Consider the following 16,193-nt stretch of genomic DNA (forward strand, 5'->3'; position numbering starts at 1 on the left):
AGCAGTGGTTCTGGCAACGAAACTGTGTTCCATTTCCCATGCTCCATGCGCTGACTCGCTGGTTTGCTCCATGCGCTGACTTGCTCCATGTGCTGACTTGCTGACTCGCGATCTACTTCGCCGCTTCCACCTTGACCGGCGTCAGCCAGCCGAAGCGGTCCGGCTTGTGGCCGCTGGCGATGGCGAAGAACTCGTCGGCCAGCTTCTTGGTGATCGGTCCCGGATTGCCGTCGCCCACCAGAATCTTGTCGATGGAGCGGATTGGCTGCACCTCGGCGGCTGTGCCGGTGAAGAAGACCTCGTCGGCAATGTAGAGCAGCTCACGCGGAATCGACTGCTCGACGACCGTCAGGCCCAAGTGGCGGGCCAAGGTCAGCACCGAGTCGCGGGTAATGCCGCTCAGCGCCGAGTTGGCCAGCGGCGGCGTGTAGATTACCCCATTGCGCACCACAAAAACGTTCTCGCCCGAACCTTCGCTGACTGTGCCGTTCACGTCCAGAGCGATGCCTTCCTGGTAGCCGTTCGACTCGGCCTCCATGCGGATCAGCTGCGAATTCATGTAGTTGGACGCGGCCTTGGCCAGCGACGGCATGGTGTTGGGCGCCAGACGGTTCCAGCTGGAAACGCAAACGTCGGCTCCGCCCGTGCCCTGAATGTACTTGCCCCAGGGGAAGTTGGACACCAGAACCTCAATCGGCGAACCGTGCGGGCTGACGCCGATCTCGCCGTAGCCACGCAGCGCAAAGGGGCGAATGTAGCAGGGGGCAACGCCGTTGGACTCCACCAGATCGACCACCGCCGCGCACAGCTCTTCGAGCGTGTAGGGCAGATCCATGCGATAGATGCGGGCCGAATCGAGCAACCGCTGCATGTGCTCGGGCAGGCGGAAGATGGCCGCGCCCTGCGGCTGGGCGTAACAGCGAATCCCCTCGAAAACACACGACCCGTAGTGAACCACGTGACTCATCACGTGCAGGGTCGCCTGCTCCCAGGCAATCAGCTCTCCGTTGCGCCAAATATGTTTTGTCGGTGTGATAGGCATGGGGGCGTTCGTACTCCTTCCGCGCGCAGCTCGCGCGCAAACCCTAGGGTAACGCGTGGGAGGGCTTGCGGGGAAGGTTGGGTGGGGCGGGGAATGCTTGCGGTCGGCCTAAAACAGAAAAGCGGCCATCTGGCCGCATCTGCTGAATAAATTTAATTGGTCGGGACGGGGAGATTCGAACTCCCGACCCCTCGCACCCCAAGCGAGTGCTCTACCAGGCTGAGCCACGTCCCGACACAAGGTAGCCGGCTCGGTCGAGCCGGCTTCAGGGTAGTTTTAGTGTACAACAGAATTCGTTCGATGGGGAACGGTTCCTGGTCCCTTCCGCCACTCGACTGAGGAAAACCCCTTCCCATTCAGCAAACAAACCTGCCTGCCGCGCAAGAAAACTACTTGGTGGGGGGAACGTACTCCGTGGGCAGAGCCAGACCGTCGCCAAAGAGGAAGGCGTCCATCTGCTCGACCAGAAACTGCTGGGCCTGCGGGGTCCAGGGTTGCAAGCGGTACTCGTTGAGCAGCATACGCTGGCGGTCAATCCACTCGTCCCAGGCCGTCTTGCTGACGTTCTTGTAGACCTTCTGCCCCAGCTCCGAGTCGAAGGGCGGCTCTTCCAAGCCCTCCATCTCCTTCTTGTAACGAACGCAAAAAACAGTGTGCGCCATCGGTTCAACTCCCACTTTTATTGTAGGGGATGCGAGCCTGCAAAATTTCTGGGGATTTACAGGCTGGGGGAAAAAGCCCGCGCCTAAAGGCGATATTCGAGCTTCCATGCATCCGGGGCCTAAAGGCCCCGGCTCCCTCCGTAACGAGTTCTTTCGCAGCCCAGAAACAGGACCTTCTTCCAATGCCACTCTGGAAGCAGTGGCTTCCCTCAGGCAAATTCAGAATGTACGCTACCGCCCTCTGTTGGTGCGGAGCTTGACCTTTTTCCTGCCGGAAGAAACCGGATGGGACTTGCCCTGGCGTTTTTCCTTTTTGCGCTGCTTCTTTGACTTTTTGGTTGCGGGGCGACTGGGTTTTCCCGTGAGTGGAATCCCCTCCTCAACCAGCGAAAACTGCAGCTTGCGCTCTCCGGTCAGAATGCGGTCCAGCACGACCTCGACCAGATCGCCGGCGCGGAAGACCCGACCCAATCGGTCGCCCATGATCTCGTGGGTGTTTTCGCGCCAGCTGTAGTGGTCATCGCGGAGCGACTCAATGGGCACCAGCCCCTCGACAAACATGTCGATCAGCTCAACGAACAGGCCATATTTGGAAGGATTCAGCACCAGACCGGCAAAGGTTTCGCCCACCCGGTCCTGCATGAAGCGCACCTTTTTCCACTCGATCAGATCGCGCTCGGCTTCGGCGGAGCGGCGCTCGGCCAGGCTGGCTTCTTCGGCGATCTGGGCAAGTTCATGCTCGGCGATGGGGGGCGCATCCTCAAACTTCTCACCACCGTGGCGCTTGCGGCTGAGGGTGATGCCCGCCAGACCTTCGTTGGGATGGGTCCAGGGCGAGTCGTGACGGTCTTTGGCCACTTCTCCCTTACCCACGACGCCAGCCCGCAGCAAGTGCTTGCTGATGCGGTGCACAATCAGGTCAGGATAGCGACGGATGGGCGAGGTGAAGTGCGTGTAGCTAGGCGCGGCCAGGGCAAAGTGGCCCTCATTGGCCTCACTGTAGCGGGCCTGCCGCAGCGAACGCAGCATCAGATAGCTGAGGATGCGCTCCTCCGGCGTACCCTCGATGCGGGCGGCCAGTTTTTGATACATGCGCGGCGTCACGGGAATGTCTTCCGCCACTTCGTGCGTGCGCGCCTTGCGGCCACTGCGGGCGGAATCCCGGCGGTCGCCCCGGGTAGTGATGCGCTTGACCGGCAATGCGCCAAAGCCCAGAGAGTGCCCAAAGCTGGCGGCCTGCTCCTCAAACTCCACCACGCGGCGGGGCTCGGGCTTTTCATGAATGCGGTAGAGCGAGGGCACGCCCAGATCTTCCAGCCAGGTGGCCACACACTCGTTGGCGGCCAACATGAACTCTTCGATCAGGCGATTGGCCCAGGTGCGTTCGGCGCGGGTGACGCCCTTCATGGCACCCTGCTCGTCGAACTCGATCACCGGCTCGGGCAGGTCAAAGTCGATGCTGCCGCGTTGATGGCGGCGCTTGTTCATGAGCGCGGCCAGCCGCTGCATGCGCTGGAAGGCAGGCACCAGCTCAGCGTAACGCGCACACGTCTCGGCATCGCCCTCCAGAATGGCGTGGACGGCGGTGTAGGTCATGCGGGCGGCCGAGCGGATCACGCCCTCCACAATCTCGTAGCTCTGGATGCGACCGGTCGCATCCAGCTCCATCAGGCAGCTGAGCGTCAGGCGATCTTCACCGGGGCGCAGGCTGCAGATGTCGGTGGAAAGCTCCTGCGGCAGCATGGGAATGGCACGATCCGGGAAGTAGACGCTGGTGCCACGCAGGCGCGCCTCCAAGTCAAGATCCGTCCCCTCCCGCACGTACTCAGCCACGTCGGCAATGTGTACCTGCAGGCTCCAGCCGCCGTCTTCGCGCTCATTCACCAGCACGGCGTCGTCAAAGTCCTTGGCCGTCTCGCCATCGATGGTGACGATGGGCAGATTTCTGAAGTCCTGACGTTCCGCGACTTCTTCCGGATCCAGATGCGCCACCGCCCGCGCTTCCGCCAGCACATTGTCCGGGAAGGTGTGCGGCAGGCGATGCTTGCGGATCATCATCTCCACATCCACGCCAAAACTGTCGGCGTCGCCCAGCACCTCAACCACCTTGCCGATGGCGGGTCTGGTCATGGTGGGCCACTGGGTGATCTCCACATCCACCACCAGGCCCTCCAGATCCTCTTCGCTCTCGATCTTCAGCACGGCAGCTTCGGCTTCCTTGCCCATCACGCGATCTTTTTTCTCGATGCGCAGCGGAATCGGCTGATCGAAGGGAATCAGGATGGGGCCGTTCATGCGCTCGTCGAATGGCAGCACGGTGTGGCCGATGGCCCGGCTGGAGCGGGCCAGACGGAAGGTACCCACCACGGTGGGGTTGTGCCGCTCCACCACGCGGGCAATGCGACCCTGGCGGCGGCCGTCGGCCTTGGGCGGACCCACCTCCACCAGCACCTGATCGCCCTGCATGGCCCCGTTGATTTCACTCGGTGGAATAAAAATATCTTCCTGAATGCCACTGGCCTGCCGGGTGAGCGGCCGGACAAAGCCAAAGCCGTCGCGGTGCAAGTCGAGCCTACCTGCGGTAAGCTCCTCGCGTGAGCCGGAATTGGCGCGGGGCAGCCCCCAAATCTCGCGGTCAATTTTGACCAGCTTGCCGCGCAACACCAGTCGGGCCAGCTGTTCCAGCAGCAAGCGCCGTTCACGGCCACCGCTTAAGCCAAGCTCCCGTACCAGTTGTTTGTATCCTGCCTTGCCACCAGTCGAACGGGCAATGCGCGCCACCAATTCACGATCCGTCATACCTCCAGAGTAAGGCCAAAAGGCCCTCGCAAAAGTGTTGCCAGACGATGAACTTTGCAGGGAGTACGCGGGAAGGACTCGTCGCACAGCCGGGAATGGTCTTAAAATAGCGGCAAAGCATCTGTCGGATAGGCAAAGCCAGAGCCAGGCTCGGGCGGGTCGGCGGGTGTGTGAGATACGGTTGAACAGGATTGGCCTCCAGACGAGGGCACAGTCCTGGAATCCCATCGTCCACCATAGGACAGAAAAGGAAATTCATCTTGAGCGCAATGTGGAAACCCAGCCAGTCCGGTTCGATTACTCCTTCTCCCAGCCCGGAACCTGCCCGCCCGGCGACCCCGGCCCCGGCCTTCGAAGCTCCCAACCGTGCCTCCTCCGCCCTGCAGGGCGAGCAGGCCACCATCGGCAAGGGGCTGTTGATCAAGGGTGAAATCAGCGGCAGCGAGTCGCTGTTCGTCGATGGCAAGGTGGAAGGCAGCATCAACCTGCCCGGCAACCGCGTAACGGTGGGCCGCAATGGTCAGGTGGCAGCCAGCATCACGGCCCGCGAGATCGTCGTCCTTGGCAAGATCAAGGGCAACGTCGCGGCCAGCGACCGCGTTGACATTCGCGCCGAAGGTTCGCTGACCGGCGACGTTTCGGCGGCTCGCATCAGCATCGAAGATGGAGCTTACTTCAAGGGCGGCATCGACATTCGCAAGGTAGAGTCGAAGGGTTCCGCGGCATCTACTCCCGCCGCAGAGCCGACCCGTCCGGCGCAGTCGTAACCCTCCGCGCACAAGAACCCGTTCAACCGCAGGCCGTGTGTTTCCCTTGGGAAGCATCCTGGTCTGCGGTTTTTCTATTGAGACGGAACACAGCTCTCTGCTCTCTGAATGGGGCTAGATCAGCTTGAGCCGACGCAGCACCACGCGGGGCAGGGCAGAGCCGGATTTTTCCAGCACCCAGCCGGTCAACAGCGTCCACAGCAGGCTGCCCACCACCAGAATCGCCCCATTCAGCGGTCGGGAATTCAGGCTGAGATGTAGCGCAGAGGCTCCCCGCATGGTTGCCCATGCCGCCGTCCACACCGCGCCGCCAGCCACTACACCCGCCAGCAGGCAACGGCCCAGCTCGTCAAAATCCAGGCTGGCCAGTGAGACCATGTGCCGCTGATGCAGCAGGATAGCCACGCTGATGGTCTGCAGGGTAATACCGATGTTGGAGGCCACGGCCAACCCCATCACCCCCATGGAGTGATAGAGCGCCGCGTAGACCGGGAACGAGAAGACAGTAATAATGGTGCCAATCACGGCCGGCTCCATCGTTTTGCCTGCGGCGTAAAAGGCACGGGCATAGATGGACTGCGCTCCCCACAGGAAGAGGGTGAGCGAGAAGACCGTGAAATAGGCGGAGCAAAGCCCCGCATCGGCGGCCGAAAACTTGCCACCAATAAAGATCAGGGCAATCAGCGGCCGGCCCAGAGCGATCATGCCGCTGGAGGCCAACAGGCCCAGCGAGGCCACCCGCGAAACCGAATCAGCCACACCGGTGGCAAACTCGAAGCGCTTGTTCTGGGTCCAGAGGCTGGCAAAAAAAGGCATGGAGGCCGCGCCCGCTGCCTGCGCCAGCATGGAGGTGGGCGCCGTGAACAGCTGTTTGGCGTAGTTCATCAGAGCCACGGCACCGTTCGTGCCCGAGGCAAAGTGGGAGATAAACCAGTTGTCGAAAGTGACCAGCGAGACACCGATCATTAGCGGCAGCGAGAGCTTGACCCACTCCCGCAGGCCCTCATCCTCAAAGTCCAGCAGAAACTGGTAGCGCGCTCCGGCCCGATGGGCAAAGATCCAGTTCAACAGGAACGGCCCCAAAAACGCTCCGGCCACCGTGCCAATGGCCAGCGAGGATGCGCCCATGTGCTTGAACAGCAACATGCCGCCAACGATGGTTCCTGAACCGTAGATGAGCGGCGTAACGGCCTGCACGCTGAACTGCTTGCGCACCAGCAGCACCGAGCCAAAGACGCCGCCTGCAAAAAAGAACAACTGCGCCGGCAGCAGAAGGCGCGTCAACTTGACGGTGAGCGCGGCCTTGGGAGCGTCAAAACCGGCAAACCACCAATGCACCCAGTAGGGCGCGGCCACTTCCGCCACCAGAATTGCGCCGCCCAGCACCAGATACATGGTGTTCAGAATCACCGAGAGCGAGCGGTTGCCGTCGTCCTCACGGCCTGACTCGCGGTAGCGCGTCAGAATGGTGACAAATGAAATGGAAGCTGCGCCACCGACCAGGAAGTAACTGATCATGTCGGGCAAAACAAAAGAAGCCGTAAGTGCATCTGCCTGCATCCCACTACCGAAGAGCCAAGCAATGTACTTGACCCGCACCAGACCGATGATGCGCGACAGAAAGGTGGAAGCCATGAGCAACAGGGTGGCGGAAAAGACCGAATGCCTGTGCGATGGACGTAGAAAGCCCACAGCACGCGCCCACCAGGAACGCGCTTGCTCTGCCTGCCGATTGTTCGCTAATTTTGCCACTTCTAATGATTTTACGGTGCGGGCCAACACGGCAGGCAATTCCGCGCGGCAGAAGAGGCCCATAAGGGGCACACGTTTGCACAAAAACAGGTGCAAATGCAAGAACCTCGAAGAAATCTCATGAAAATTAGCATGTTTTTCCTCCTGAATGGGACAAAGAGGCAGGAACATCCCTCATGGGAAGATGAGCTTTACCGATAAGAAATATACGGACCCAAGAGGACGTGGAAGTACGCAGAACCAAGCGAACTTCTACCAACGTAGGGATTCTGTCGTCAGGCGTCCCTTGAAATACAAGGCTGGAACTAGAGCATTTTGGGAATATACGTAGGCTTTTAAGGGGGCTTGCAAGGTTCCTTTTTCTTGAGGAAAAAGGAACTTAGCATCCAGCTTTCGGTCTACAGCAATTCCGAAAATGCTCAAGGCGAAAGACGCAGTTTTGAGCAGAAAAGATGGAGAAAATCGGAAGCAGAATCGGGAGTCATCCCGGGAGTGCGTCCACTTTTCTCAAAAGGACTGTGGAACATCCGTAGAAACAGAAAAAGAAGCCTTTGCAAAAAGCGCAAGGCCATCAGGACCGGGTTCAATGCCACAGGCAGTGTTGGAGAAAGGCAAATTCGATCAGCAAGGTGAGAATGCTCGGCTGGCAGCTCTGGCAGCCACGGGAATTCTCGACACAGAGCCTGAAACAAGTTTTGATGCGATCACGCGACTGTGTGCTGAATACTTCCAGGCCGACACCGTTCTACTGGGATTTGGCGATGAAAGCCGGGTCTGGTTCAAGTCCTTCTGGGGCGAATCCGTGCGCGAATTGCCCCGCCAGCGCTCCATCTTTGAGATGCTTCTACAGGCAAACGGGCCGATCATCGTGCCCGATCTGCTGCGCGATCAGCGTTTTGGCTGCGAGTGGATGAGCCTGCGCCGTCTGGAAGTACATTCGCTGGCCGCTGTGCCCATACGTTCTTCCGAAGGCTACATTCTGGGCGAACTGGTGGTCTTCAACAGCCAGGTCCGGCGCAAGATGTCGATTGATGAGCTGCGCATGCTGGAAAGCATGGCCGAGATGGTGGCCAGCCAGTTGGAACTGCGCAGACTGCGCCGCGCCATCAAAATCAACAAAAAGCCGCTTCAGACGGATCGACGCGAAAGCAACAAGGAATGGCCACAGGTACAAGATCTGCGCCGTGCGCTCGAACGGCGGGAGTTTGTCCTTTATTATCAGCCGGAAGTCGAACTAAGCACCCGGCGCATTGTGGGCGTTGAGGCGCTGATTCGCTGGCGTCACCCGGAGCGCGGTCTGATTCCACCCATGGACTTTATTCCCATTGCCGAAGAATGCGGCCTGATCATGCCCATCGGCGACTGGGGACTGGCCGAAGCCTGTGGACAGATCAGCCGCTGGAATGCCGAAGACGACAAGCTGAACTCCTTGCGGGTGTGCGTGAATCTTTCCGCACGCCAGTTTTCCCGACACGGTCTGGCCGATCATGTGGAGGCACTGCTGCGCCAGCAGGGCATTCCCAGCCGCCAGCTCGGCCTGGAGATGACCGAGTCCAGCCTGATCTCCGACATCAACACCGCCCTCGAAGTGCTGGGGAGCCTGCGTCGTCTGGGAATTTCACTTTTGATGGATGACTTTGGAACCGGCTATAGCAGCCTGAACTATCTGCATTCCTTCCCTTTTGACGTGCTCAAGATTGACCGCTCGTTTGTGGGGCGCATGACCGACGGCGATCAGGCCCTGCAGATTGTGCGCACCATCATCGAACTGGCCCGCGTGCTGGGCATGGACGTGGTGGCCGAGGGCATTGAAACCGTTGAGCAATACCAGTTGCTGCGTGGTCTGGGTTGCCGCTTCGGACAGGGTTACCTGTTCGCCCATCCGTTGCCGGTCGAGTCCATCTCTCACCTGTTACGCCTGCCCGGCCGCCTTTTGCCGGATCCTGAACGGCAATCCCAATAGCTTTTTGTTCTAATAGCCTAGATTCTTTACTGCCTGCGTTCCCAGCCGTTCTGTCAGTTGCTCCAGATACAGACTCTCCGGCTTGACCGGCTTACCGGACGATTCTGTGATGGCGCCGCTCAGCTGTATGCCGTCCAGATTGCTATGCTTGTCTTCGCCGAAGAGCGGCATGGGCGGATTGCTCTGTGAGCCGCGATTGCCAATCGACCAGTTGGCCACTCCCGGCGGCTCGTTCATCTCCAGCGTGGCTGCTGTATTGTTCCAGGCTACTGACCAGCCGGTCGTCCAGCCGTGGCCCGAGCCCATCTCACCGCGATTGCGCAGATCGATTCCACCCCCCGGCACACTGCAACTATCGATCAGAATCCCCGGCGACCAGCGCTGATGGGGTTGAATGTGGCCATCGCCATGAAAGCTGCAATGCAACACCACCACCGGCCCCTGCTGCCGCGCCTGGGTAGCAAAGTAGAAGGTGTTGTTGCCGGAGCCGGTGCAGCGATCGAAGAGAATCTGACTACCGTTGGTGGAATACTCGAAGGGCTTGCCGGGGGTGGTCACCGGCACATGCTGCTGCACGTCGCACTGCAGCACGGTTACGCGCTCCGTGCCCTTGTCGATGTGAATGCCGTTGGTGGTCTCTTCGGCAGCTACCTCGCGCACCCAGCTATCCACGGCGTCCTCCATGAAGACGCCATCAAACTCCGGACCGCCCAGCGGGATACTGCGTTTGGGGGCCACAATGCGCAGCTTCTCCACGCCCGCGTGCGCAATCTGCCCACTCACTTCCACGCGAATCACCGGTGGTTGCTGGCCCTCGAAAAACTTCGCGTCGTAGTTGTCCATCAGCGGCGCGTCCAGCAGAAGAACGTTCTCCTGGATGGCCAGAATGTGCCGCCGCACATCCAGATGATCGGTGTTCACCCAGTTCTCGTCCTTGTTGTCACGGCGCATCGCATCCATGCGCATGTAGTGGACCCAGCTCTTGGTAACCGGCTTGCGGATCACCACCGTATCGCCGACATGCAACAGATGCGCGTCGGCCACGCGAAGGGTTCGCACACCTGAGGGAATGTAGGCGTCGGCGGCAACGGTCTGCGGTCCTGTGTACTTCAGGTCCAACAGGCCAGCCACGTGAATGGCCAGATGCGGATCGCCGGTCATCTGAATCGTGCTGCCGTCCGCACCCGTTCCCGCGCTCATGCCCGCGCCCCGCAACACCACGCCGGATGCCGTGATGTTCAGCGTCTGGGCGCAGTGAAAGAGGCCCGGAGCCAGTTCCACCGCACCGCGAAAACCGTCTTTGAGTGGCAGCGCCGAAACTTCGTCGATGGCCTTCTGAATGGCCGCCGTATCGTCCCCGCCCGAAGGAGCAACGGTGCGCCGGGTGGGCACATCGGGCAAGCGCACGCCGCCGCCTTGGTAGCCCGCAAACGAGAAATCCGCAATGCGGTCGCCCTGCGGAGAGCGGGCGTAGACCAGCTTGCCATCCGGGCCAAAGTAGGCCCAGCGACTTTGCGCCGAAGCGGTTGCGACCAGTGCCGCAAGCAGAAGAAGGATGGAAATCGAGCGACGTATCGGCATGACAGAGCCTCGCAAGAATTTATCTTGATTCTGAAAGGCAAAAATACGAACGCGTCCATCCTACCCGAAGGCTGTGCCGAAAAGATGAACAGGCATGTAAATACACGCCTGAATTCTGCGCTTGAAAGCATAGCCCGGGCCTGAAGGCCCGATGGCGACAGGTGGTTTTCAGAGGCATGAATGCCTCTGCTCCCTCCACCCAAAAACCATGCGTTGAAGCCTATCCCCCGGCCCCTATTGATCCGGAAACTAAAGAGTGTTTTCGTGCTTTCCCACCCTCGCCACAAAAACAAAGGCGTGGTGAGGGTGGGGCACCCAAAGAGTCGTGGAATTGATTTGCCGGATCAATAGTTCCTGCCGTCTAAATGTACTCGCGGAAAAGCTCGCGGGAGGGAGCGGGAATCACGCCCTTGCCCACCAGCATGCCGTCGTCGCCCGCGGCCTTTGCGCCCGCAGCCACGGCTGCCTGCACACTGGCCACATCGCCCGCCATCACCACAAAGCCCTTGCCGCCGAGCGCCATGGCCAGATGTACGCGCAGCAGAACCACGTCGGCACTTTTCACCGCCGCATCGGCCGCCTCGATGATGCTGGCCGCCGAGAATGTCTCGATGATTCCGATCGAACGCAACTGGCTCTGATCGAAGTCCACCGCCTGCGCAATGGCCTGCAGCACGGTCGGATGCACACGGGCAATCTGACGACGCTCGATCAGCGAGGCTCCGGCCACGCCCGCCCCGGCCAGCAGCGCGGCCTGCACGCTGGTCACGTCGCCCGAGACGACGATCAGAAATTTGCCCGAGCAGATGGTGCGGGCCAGCAGCAGTTCAACCGAGCCCGCCTTCAGCATCGTGTCTTCGACCAGAAAGCCAGTCGCCACGCTCGACAGCTCGATCAGTCCAATGGAGTTGATTTCTGCCACGGTACAGCTCCTTCTTGTTGCGCCCGCACTACTGCGGGAAGCTACGCCTCGATCACCACCGCGTCCTTCTCTACGCGCACCACACCGGCAATGCTGGCGTGAATTCTTGCACCCAACTGGCCCTGCGGCGTTGCCGCAAGCAACTCTCCCGCGGCGACCCGGTCACCGGTTTTTACAACCGCTGCGGCAGGCGCTCCGGCATGTTGTTTGAGCAGGATTTTTACTTGTTTGGGATGGAATTCGTGGGCAATCAAAGGCCCCACGTTGTTGAACTCCCCCAGCCCCAGCTTGGCCATCAGGCGGCGGGTGGGAATGCGGCGAAACTCGGCCATGGGGTGCGGCTCAATCTGGTCGGGCGTGCCCTTCCAGGTGAGTCCGCGCTCCCGCGCCACCGGCTTCGAGTGTACGCAGACGTTCTTCGGGTCCAGATCCTCGGGGCACGAAAAGAGCGAGCAGAGATTGCATTCGCAACAGTAGAGCGTGCCCGCCACCATCGAGTCGGCCCCCTGCGCAAAGCCCAGTGAGCGCATGGCCATGTGCGGCTCAATCGGATGGCCGAGCAAAAAGCGCGGGCAGAACTCGGTACAGAAGCGGCACTGGTCGCAGGCCGAGCGGCCGATCTTGGCCACATGCTGCCACGGGGCGCGATGCCGCTCAATCAGCTTGTGCTCAGCGGGCAACACGATAATGCCGCCGGTAGTTTTGGTGACAGGCTGGTCCAGACTGAGCGCGGGCCGCGCCATCATCACCCCACCTAGCAGAACGCCAAAGTCGCTTACCGTAACGCCGCCCGCTGCCTCCAGCGCCTCGCCAATCGTGATGCCGATGGGCACTCGAAGGGTCACGGGGTTGGCCACGGCTCCAGCCACCGTCAGGTATTTGTGCGTCACGGGTTGGTCCAGCGCAATGTTCAGGAAGGTTTCAACGTTGCTGACGGCCACGTCCACATCTTTGGGCAAGCCGCCGGGAGGAATCACGCGCCCCGTGACCAGATGCACCAGAATGAACTCGTCGCCCGCCGGATAGACGTCGGGCAGCGGGGCGATGCGAATGCTGGCGGGAGCGATGCGGGTCAGTTCGTCAATGATCGCGTGGTACTTCTCCTTGACGCCCACCACGCCCTGACTGGCGCCCACCAACTCCATGGCCAGCTCCATGCCGCGCAGGAAGGGCTGGGCGTAGTGGTGCAGCAGCTCCTTGTCCTTGTGCAGCAGAGGCTCACACTCGGCGGCGTTGGCAATCACGGTGGAAACCCGGCTCTTCAGCTTGACCGCGGTGGGAAAACCGCCGCCGCCTGCTCCCACCACGCCCAGCTCTTCGATTCGCTGCAAAGTGGTGGATTGCGGCAGGTTGGCCGCAGGGTCGGGTGCAGAAACAGGGAATTTTGGAGCCATTCTGCTGACTTCCTTCAAAGTCATCCAACACAATAGCAGAAATTTTCAAAAAAGAAACGGTTGACTTTGCTGTTTTTGCGTGAGTACTATGCAGAATCAATCAGAGTCTTTCACTATGAAATGTCTTATCCCCAACATCGGTAGCACCTCGTTCAAGTTCCGCGTGCTTGATATGCCTGCGGAAACCGTGCTGGCGCAGGGCAAGGTGGAGCGCATTGGCCAACCCGGCGGCAGCTGCGCCGACTACCCGGCGGCCATTGCCCAATGCCTGGGCGAGATTGCCGGACCCGGCAGGCCGCTCGGCAGCATTGCAGAGATCGACGCGGTTGGCTTCAAGGCCGTCCACGCCGGCCCCTTCAACCATCCGCAGATCATCGACGATGCGTTTCTGGCTGCCATGGAGGAGTTTCGTTTTCTGGCGCCGGCGCACAATCCGCCTTACGTGGCCGCCATGCGCGCCTTCCGCGAACTGCTGCCCACGGTGCCGCTGGTAGCGGTCATCGAAACCGGCCCTTATCGCTTTATGGACGAAGCGGCCACCACCTACGCTGTGCCCTACGAGTGGCGCACCTGCTACGGCATCCGCCGCTACGGCTTTCACGGAGCCAGCCACCGCGCGGCCAGCGAACGGGCGCTGCAGATTGTGGGCCGCGAAGAGGTGCGGCACATCAGCTGCCATTTGGGCGGAAGCTCCAGCGTGGCGGCGTTTGTGAATGGCGTGGCCTTTGACACGAGCTTTGGCACATCGCCGCAGTCGGGCCTGCCGCAGAACAACCGCGTGGGCGACCTGGACGTTTTTGCCGCGCTGCACATGATGAAGAAGCTGGACCTTGGCCCGGACGAGATGGCCCGCAGACTGGCGAACGAATCGGGGCTGGCCGGCATCAGCGGCAAAAGCGGCGACGTGCGCGACCTGGAAGAAGCCGCGACCGCTGGCGACGCGCGCAGCAAGCTGGCGCTCGATGTTTTTGTGCGCTCCATCCGCCATTACCTGGGCGCGTTTCTGGTGAACATGGGCGGCGTCGACGTCATCACCTTCTCGGGCGGCATTGGCGAAAACTCGCAATGGGTGCGCGCCGGAGTGCTCGCAAACCTGACGGCCTTCGGTGTGCACTTCGATGCAGGACGCAACCACAGCTTGCGGGGCGAGGGACCGATCAGCGCCGAGGGCTCACCGGTTGCAGTACACGTTGTGCCCGCCAATGAAGAGATCATCGTGGCGCGGGAGACGACGGCGGTGGTTGAAGGGCAGGGGACAGAGAACAGGGAACAGAGACTAACTGCCAGGTGCTAGAAGCTGGAAGCTGTTTTTCGAGGACAAACGCAGTGCAGATCAACAGAAATCAAGTCGAGCAGATTGTGCGTGACGTGGTGCTCAAGCGCTTGGGCGGGGCAACAGCCGCTTCCAAGCTGGTGGTGCAGGCCTCTTCGCGCCACATGCACGTTTGCCGCGCAGACATGGACGTGCTCTTCGGAGCGGGCAGCGAGCTGACCGTCGAGCGCCCGCTCTATCAGGAGGGCAACTACGCGGCCAAGGAGATGGTGACCATCGTCGGCCCGCGTGGGCGCGTCATCAGCAACCTGCGCATCCTTGGCCCCATGCGCAAGCAGTCGCAGGTGGAACTGGCCTTCACCGACGCCATCATGCTCGGCTTCAATGAGGTTCCGGTGCGCCTGTCGGGCAACATCGAGGACACACCCGGCGCGGTGATTGTCGGACCCAAAGGCGTGGTCGAACTGAAGCAGGGGCTGATTCGCGCAGCCATCCACGTACACATGAACCCCGCTGAGGCCGCGCAGTTCAGCGTTGCGCAAGGCGACCGCATGAAGCTGCGGATTGGTGGCAAGGCCGGACTCACCTTTAACAACGTTCATGTGCGCATTGACCCCACCAGCCGCCTCAACGTACACATGGACACCGACGAGGCCAACGCCTGCGGTCTGCATTTAACCAAAGAGATTGAACTGTTCCGGTAAGCCAACGCAACAACGCTACAAAGAAGAGAGGAAGCGATGAAACAAGCGCTTGGAATGATTGAGACCAAGGGTCTGGTGGCACTTTTTGAGGCCACTGACGCCATGCTCAAGAGTGCAAATGTGACCTTCACCGGCTGGCAGAGCGTCGGCTCGGGTCTGGTGACGGCCTTTGTGGAAGGCGACGTTGCAGCCGTGAAAGCGGCCACCGACGCCGGTGCCGAAGCCGCGGGACGCATTGGCGAAGTGGTTGCCGTGCAGGTGATCAGCCGTCCCCACGACGAGCTGCCCTCCTTTGTGCAGTAAACCACCAAAGAGTAACGCCTGCAGTGCAAGCCACGCAGGCCAACCGCAGCAAGAGAGCTAAAAGCTAGAGGCTGGAAGCTGGAAGCTGCTTTGAGGAGCGACATGAGTCAGGCAATCGGATTGATCGAAACCAAGGGCCTTGTCGGACTGGTTGAGGCCAGCGACGCCATGGTCAAGGCGGCCAGCGTAGAGCTGGTGAAAACCGTGCAAATTGGCGGCGGCTTTGTGACCGCGATTGTGCGCGGCGATGTGGGCAGCGTGCGAGCGGCAGTGGATGCGGGCGCGGCTGCGGCCAAGGCCGTGGGCGAGCTGGTCTCGTCGCACGTGATTGCGCGGCCCCACGACGCACTTGTTGAAAGCTTTTTGAAGTAGCAGCGGAAGCGGAGAGACCCCATGGCAAATGAAGCAATCGGAATGATCGAGACCAAGGGCCTGATCGCCCTGGTGCAGGCAACGGACGCAATGCTGAAGGCAGCCAGCGTCCAGTTTGTGGGCTGGAACAAGATTGGCAGCGGTCTGTGCAGCGTTTTTGTGCGCGGCGATGTGGGCAGCGTGCGAGCGGCAGTGGATGCGGGCGCGGCTGCGGCCCGTGCGGCAGGCGAGGTACAGAGCGTGCATGTGATTGCCCGCCCCAGCGATTCGATTGGCCTGGTGTTGCCAAAGTAATCGCCCCGGACGCGGCAGCGCGTTGCGTCGGGCGAATTAGCGCAAGGTCGGGGCGGAAGAGGTTCGCAATGTTCATTGCAAAAGTCATCGGAAACGTGGTCTCCACGCAGAAGAACGAAAAGTTCTGCGGCATGAAGCTACTGCTGGTGCAGCCGTACGTCGTCAGGGATGGTGCGCTGCAAATCTCCGGCAGTTCCGTCGTGGCCGTCGATAGCGTGGGAGCCGGCGTGGGCGAGTGCGTTCTGTTTACGCAGGGCAGCAGCGCGCGCCTGACGCCCACAACAAAAGACACGCCGGTCGATGCGGTCCTGGTGGGCATTGTGGATGCTCTCGAGGTCGAAGGCGCAGTTCTGGAGAAGCCATAA

General features: G+C 60.8%; 15 protein-coding genes and 1 tRNA gene. 8 read left to right on the forward strand and 8 right to left on the reverse strand.

All coding sequences use genetic code 11. From position 1 onward, the window contains the following. Positions 1-112: 112 nt before the first annotated feature. The 4 genes from ACOBR2_RS19615 to ACOBR2_RS19630 form a co-directional block, all read right to left on the reverse strand. Complete coding sequence (locus tag ACOBR2_RS19615; protein WP_420237773.1) at positions 113-1,042, reverse strand: branched-chain amino acid transaminase; 930 nt, start codon at positions 1,040-1,042, stop codon at positions 113-115. 157 nt (positions 1,043-1,199) lie between these two features. Further along, positions 1,200-1,276, reverse strand: a tRNA-Pro gene (locus ACOBR2_RS19620). A 155-nt stretch (positions 1,277-1,431) separates the two neighbouring features. Beyond that, on the reverse strand, positions 1,432-1,704 hold the full coding sequence (locus ACOBR2_RS19625; RefSeq protein WP_420237774.1) for an oxidative damage protection protein: 273 nt from the start codon (positions 1,702-1,704) through the stop codon (positions 1,432-1,434). 231 nt (positions 1,705-1,935) lie between these two features. Next, positions 1,936-4,503 carry a ribonuclease R family protein gene (locus ACOBR2_RS19630; protein WP_420237775.1) on the reverse strand — a complete coding sequence of 856 codons (2,568 nt, stop codon included), beginning with the start codon at positions 4,501-4,503 and terminating at the stop codon, positions 1,936-1,938. A 269-nt stretch (positions 4,504-4,772) separates the two neighbouring features. On the opposite strand from ACOBR2_RS19630, the gene ACOBR2_RS19635 reads away from it, so the two are divergent. Then, on the forward strand, positions 4,773-5,270 hold the full coding sequence (locus ACOBR2_RS19635; protein WP_420240044.1) for a bactofilin family protein: 498 nt from the start codon (positions 4,773-4,775) through the stop codon (positions 5,268-5,270). 114 nt (positions 5,271-5,384) lie between these two features. On the opposite strand, the gene murJ is transcribed toward ACOBR2_RS19635, so the two are convergent. Continuing rightward, the gene (gene murJ, locus ACOBR2_RS19640) at positions 5,385-7,022 is read right to left on the reverse strand and encodes a murein biosynthesis integral membrane protein MurJ (protein ID WP_420237776.1); all 1,638 of its coding nucleotides are present in this window, start codon (positions 7,020-7,022) and stop codon (positions 5,385-5,387) included. A 598-nt stretch (positions 7,023-7,620) separates the two neighbouring features. Here murJ and ACOBR2_RS19645 point away from each other — a divergent pair. Continuing rightward, a complete protein-coding gene (locus ACOBR2_RS19645; RefSeq protein ID WP_420237777.1) occupies positions 7,621-8,985 on the forward strand; it encodes an EAL domain-containing protein in 1,365 nt (454 codons plus the stop codon). Positions 8,986-8,994: 9 nt separating this feature from the next. Here the strand turns inward: ACOBR2_RS19645 and ACOBR2_RS19650 are convergent, their stop codons facing one another. The 3 genes from ACOBR2_RS19650 to ACOBR2_RS19660 form a co-directional block, all read right to left on the reverse strand. Further along, positions 8,995-10,566: a hypothetical protein gene (locus ACOBR2_RS19650; RefSeq protein ID WP_420237778.1), complete on the reverse strand. Its 1,572-nt coding sequence runs from the start codon at positions 10,564-10,566 to the stop codon at positions 8,995-8,997. Between the two features lie 361 nt (positions 10,567-10,927). Then, positions 10,928-11,488, reverse strand: a complete 561-nt coding sequence (locus ACOBR2_RS19655) for a BMC domain-containing protein (RefSeq protein ID WP_420237779.1) — start codon at positions 11,486-11,488, stop codon at positions 10,928-10,930. A 41-nt stretch (positions 11,489-11,529) separates the two neighbouring features. Beyond that, complete coding sequence (locus tag ACOBR2_RS19660) at positions 11,530-12,882, reverse strand: 4Fe-4S dicluster domain-containing protein (RefSeq protein WP_420237780.1); 1,353 nt, start codon at positions 12,880-12,882, stop codon at positions 11,530-11,532. A gap of 115 nt (positions 12,883-12,997) precedes the next feature. On the opposite strand from ACOBR2_RS19660, the gene ACOBR2_RS19665 reads away from it, so the two are divergent. The 6 genes from ACOBR2_RS19665 to ACOBR2_RS19690 all read left to right on the forward strand — a co-directional run bounded on the left by ACOBR2_RS19665 (position 12,998) and on the right by ACOBR2_RS19690 (position 16,193). Then, the gene (locus ACOBR2_RS19665; protein WP_420237781.1) at positions 12,998-14,176 is read left to right on the forward strand and encodes an acetate/propionate family kinase; all 1,179 of its coding nucleotides are present in this window, start codon (positions 12,998-13,000) and stop codon (positions 14,174-14,176) included. Positions 14,177-14,208: 32 nt separating this feature from the next. Then, positions 14,209-14,859 (forward strand): phosphate propanoyltransferase, encoded by a 651-nt coding sequence (pduL, locus tag ACOBR2_RS19670; protein ID WP_420237782.1) that lies wholly within the window; start codon positions 14,209-14,211, stop codon positions 14,857-14,859. A gap of 36 nt (positions 14,860-14,895) precedes the next feature. Continuing rightward, on the forward strand, positions 14,896-15,162 hold the full coding sequence (locus ACOBR2_RS19675; protein WP_420237783.1) for a BMC domain-containing protein: 267 nt from the start codon (positions 14,896-14,898) through the stop codon (positions 15,160-15,162). Between the two features lie 102 nt (positions 15,163-15,264). Next, complete coding sequence (locus ACOBR2_RS19680; RefSeq protein ID WP_420237784.1) at positions 15,265-15,534, forward strand: BMC domain-containing protein; 270 nt, start codon at positions 15,265-15,267, stop codon at positions 15,532-15,534. A 21-nt stretch (positions 15,535-15,555) separates the two neighbouring features. Continuing rightward, on the forward strand, positions 15,556-15,828 hold the full coding sequence (locus ACOBR2_RS19685; protein ID WP_420237785.1) for a BMC domain-containing protein: 273 nt from the start codon (positions 15,556-15,558) through the stop codon (positions 15,826-15,828). Between the two features lie 68 nt (positions 15,829-15,896). After that, positions 15,897-16,193, forward strand: a complete 297-nt coding sequence (locus tag ACOBR2_RS19690; protein ID WP_420237786.1) for a EutN/CcmL family microcompartment protein — start codon at positions 15,897-15,899, stop codon at positions 16,191-16,193.

It is taken from the genome of Telmatobacter bradus, from assembly GCF_048629425.1.
In the GTDB taxonomy this organism is placed as follows: Bacteria; Acidobacteriota; Terriglobia; order Terriglobales; family Acidobacteriaceae; genus Telmatobacter; species Telmatobacter bradus.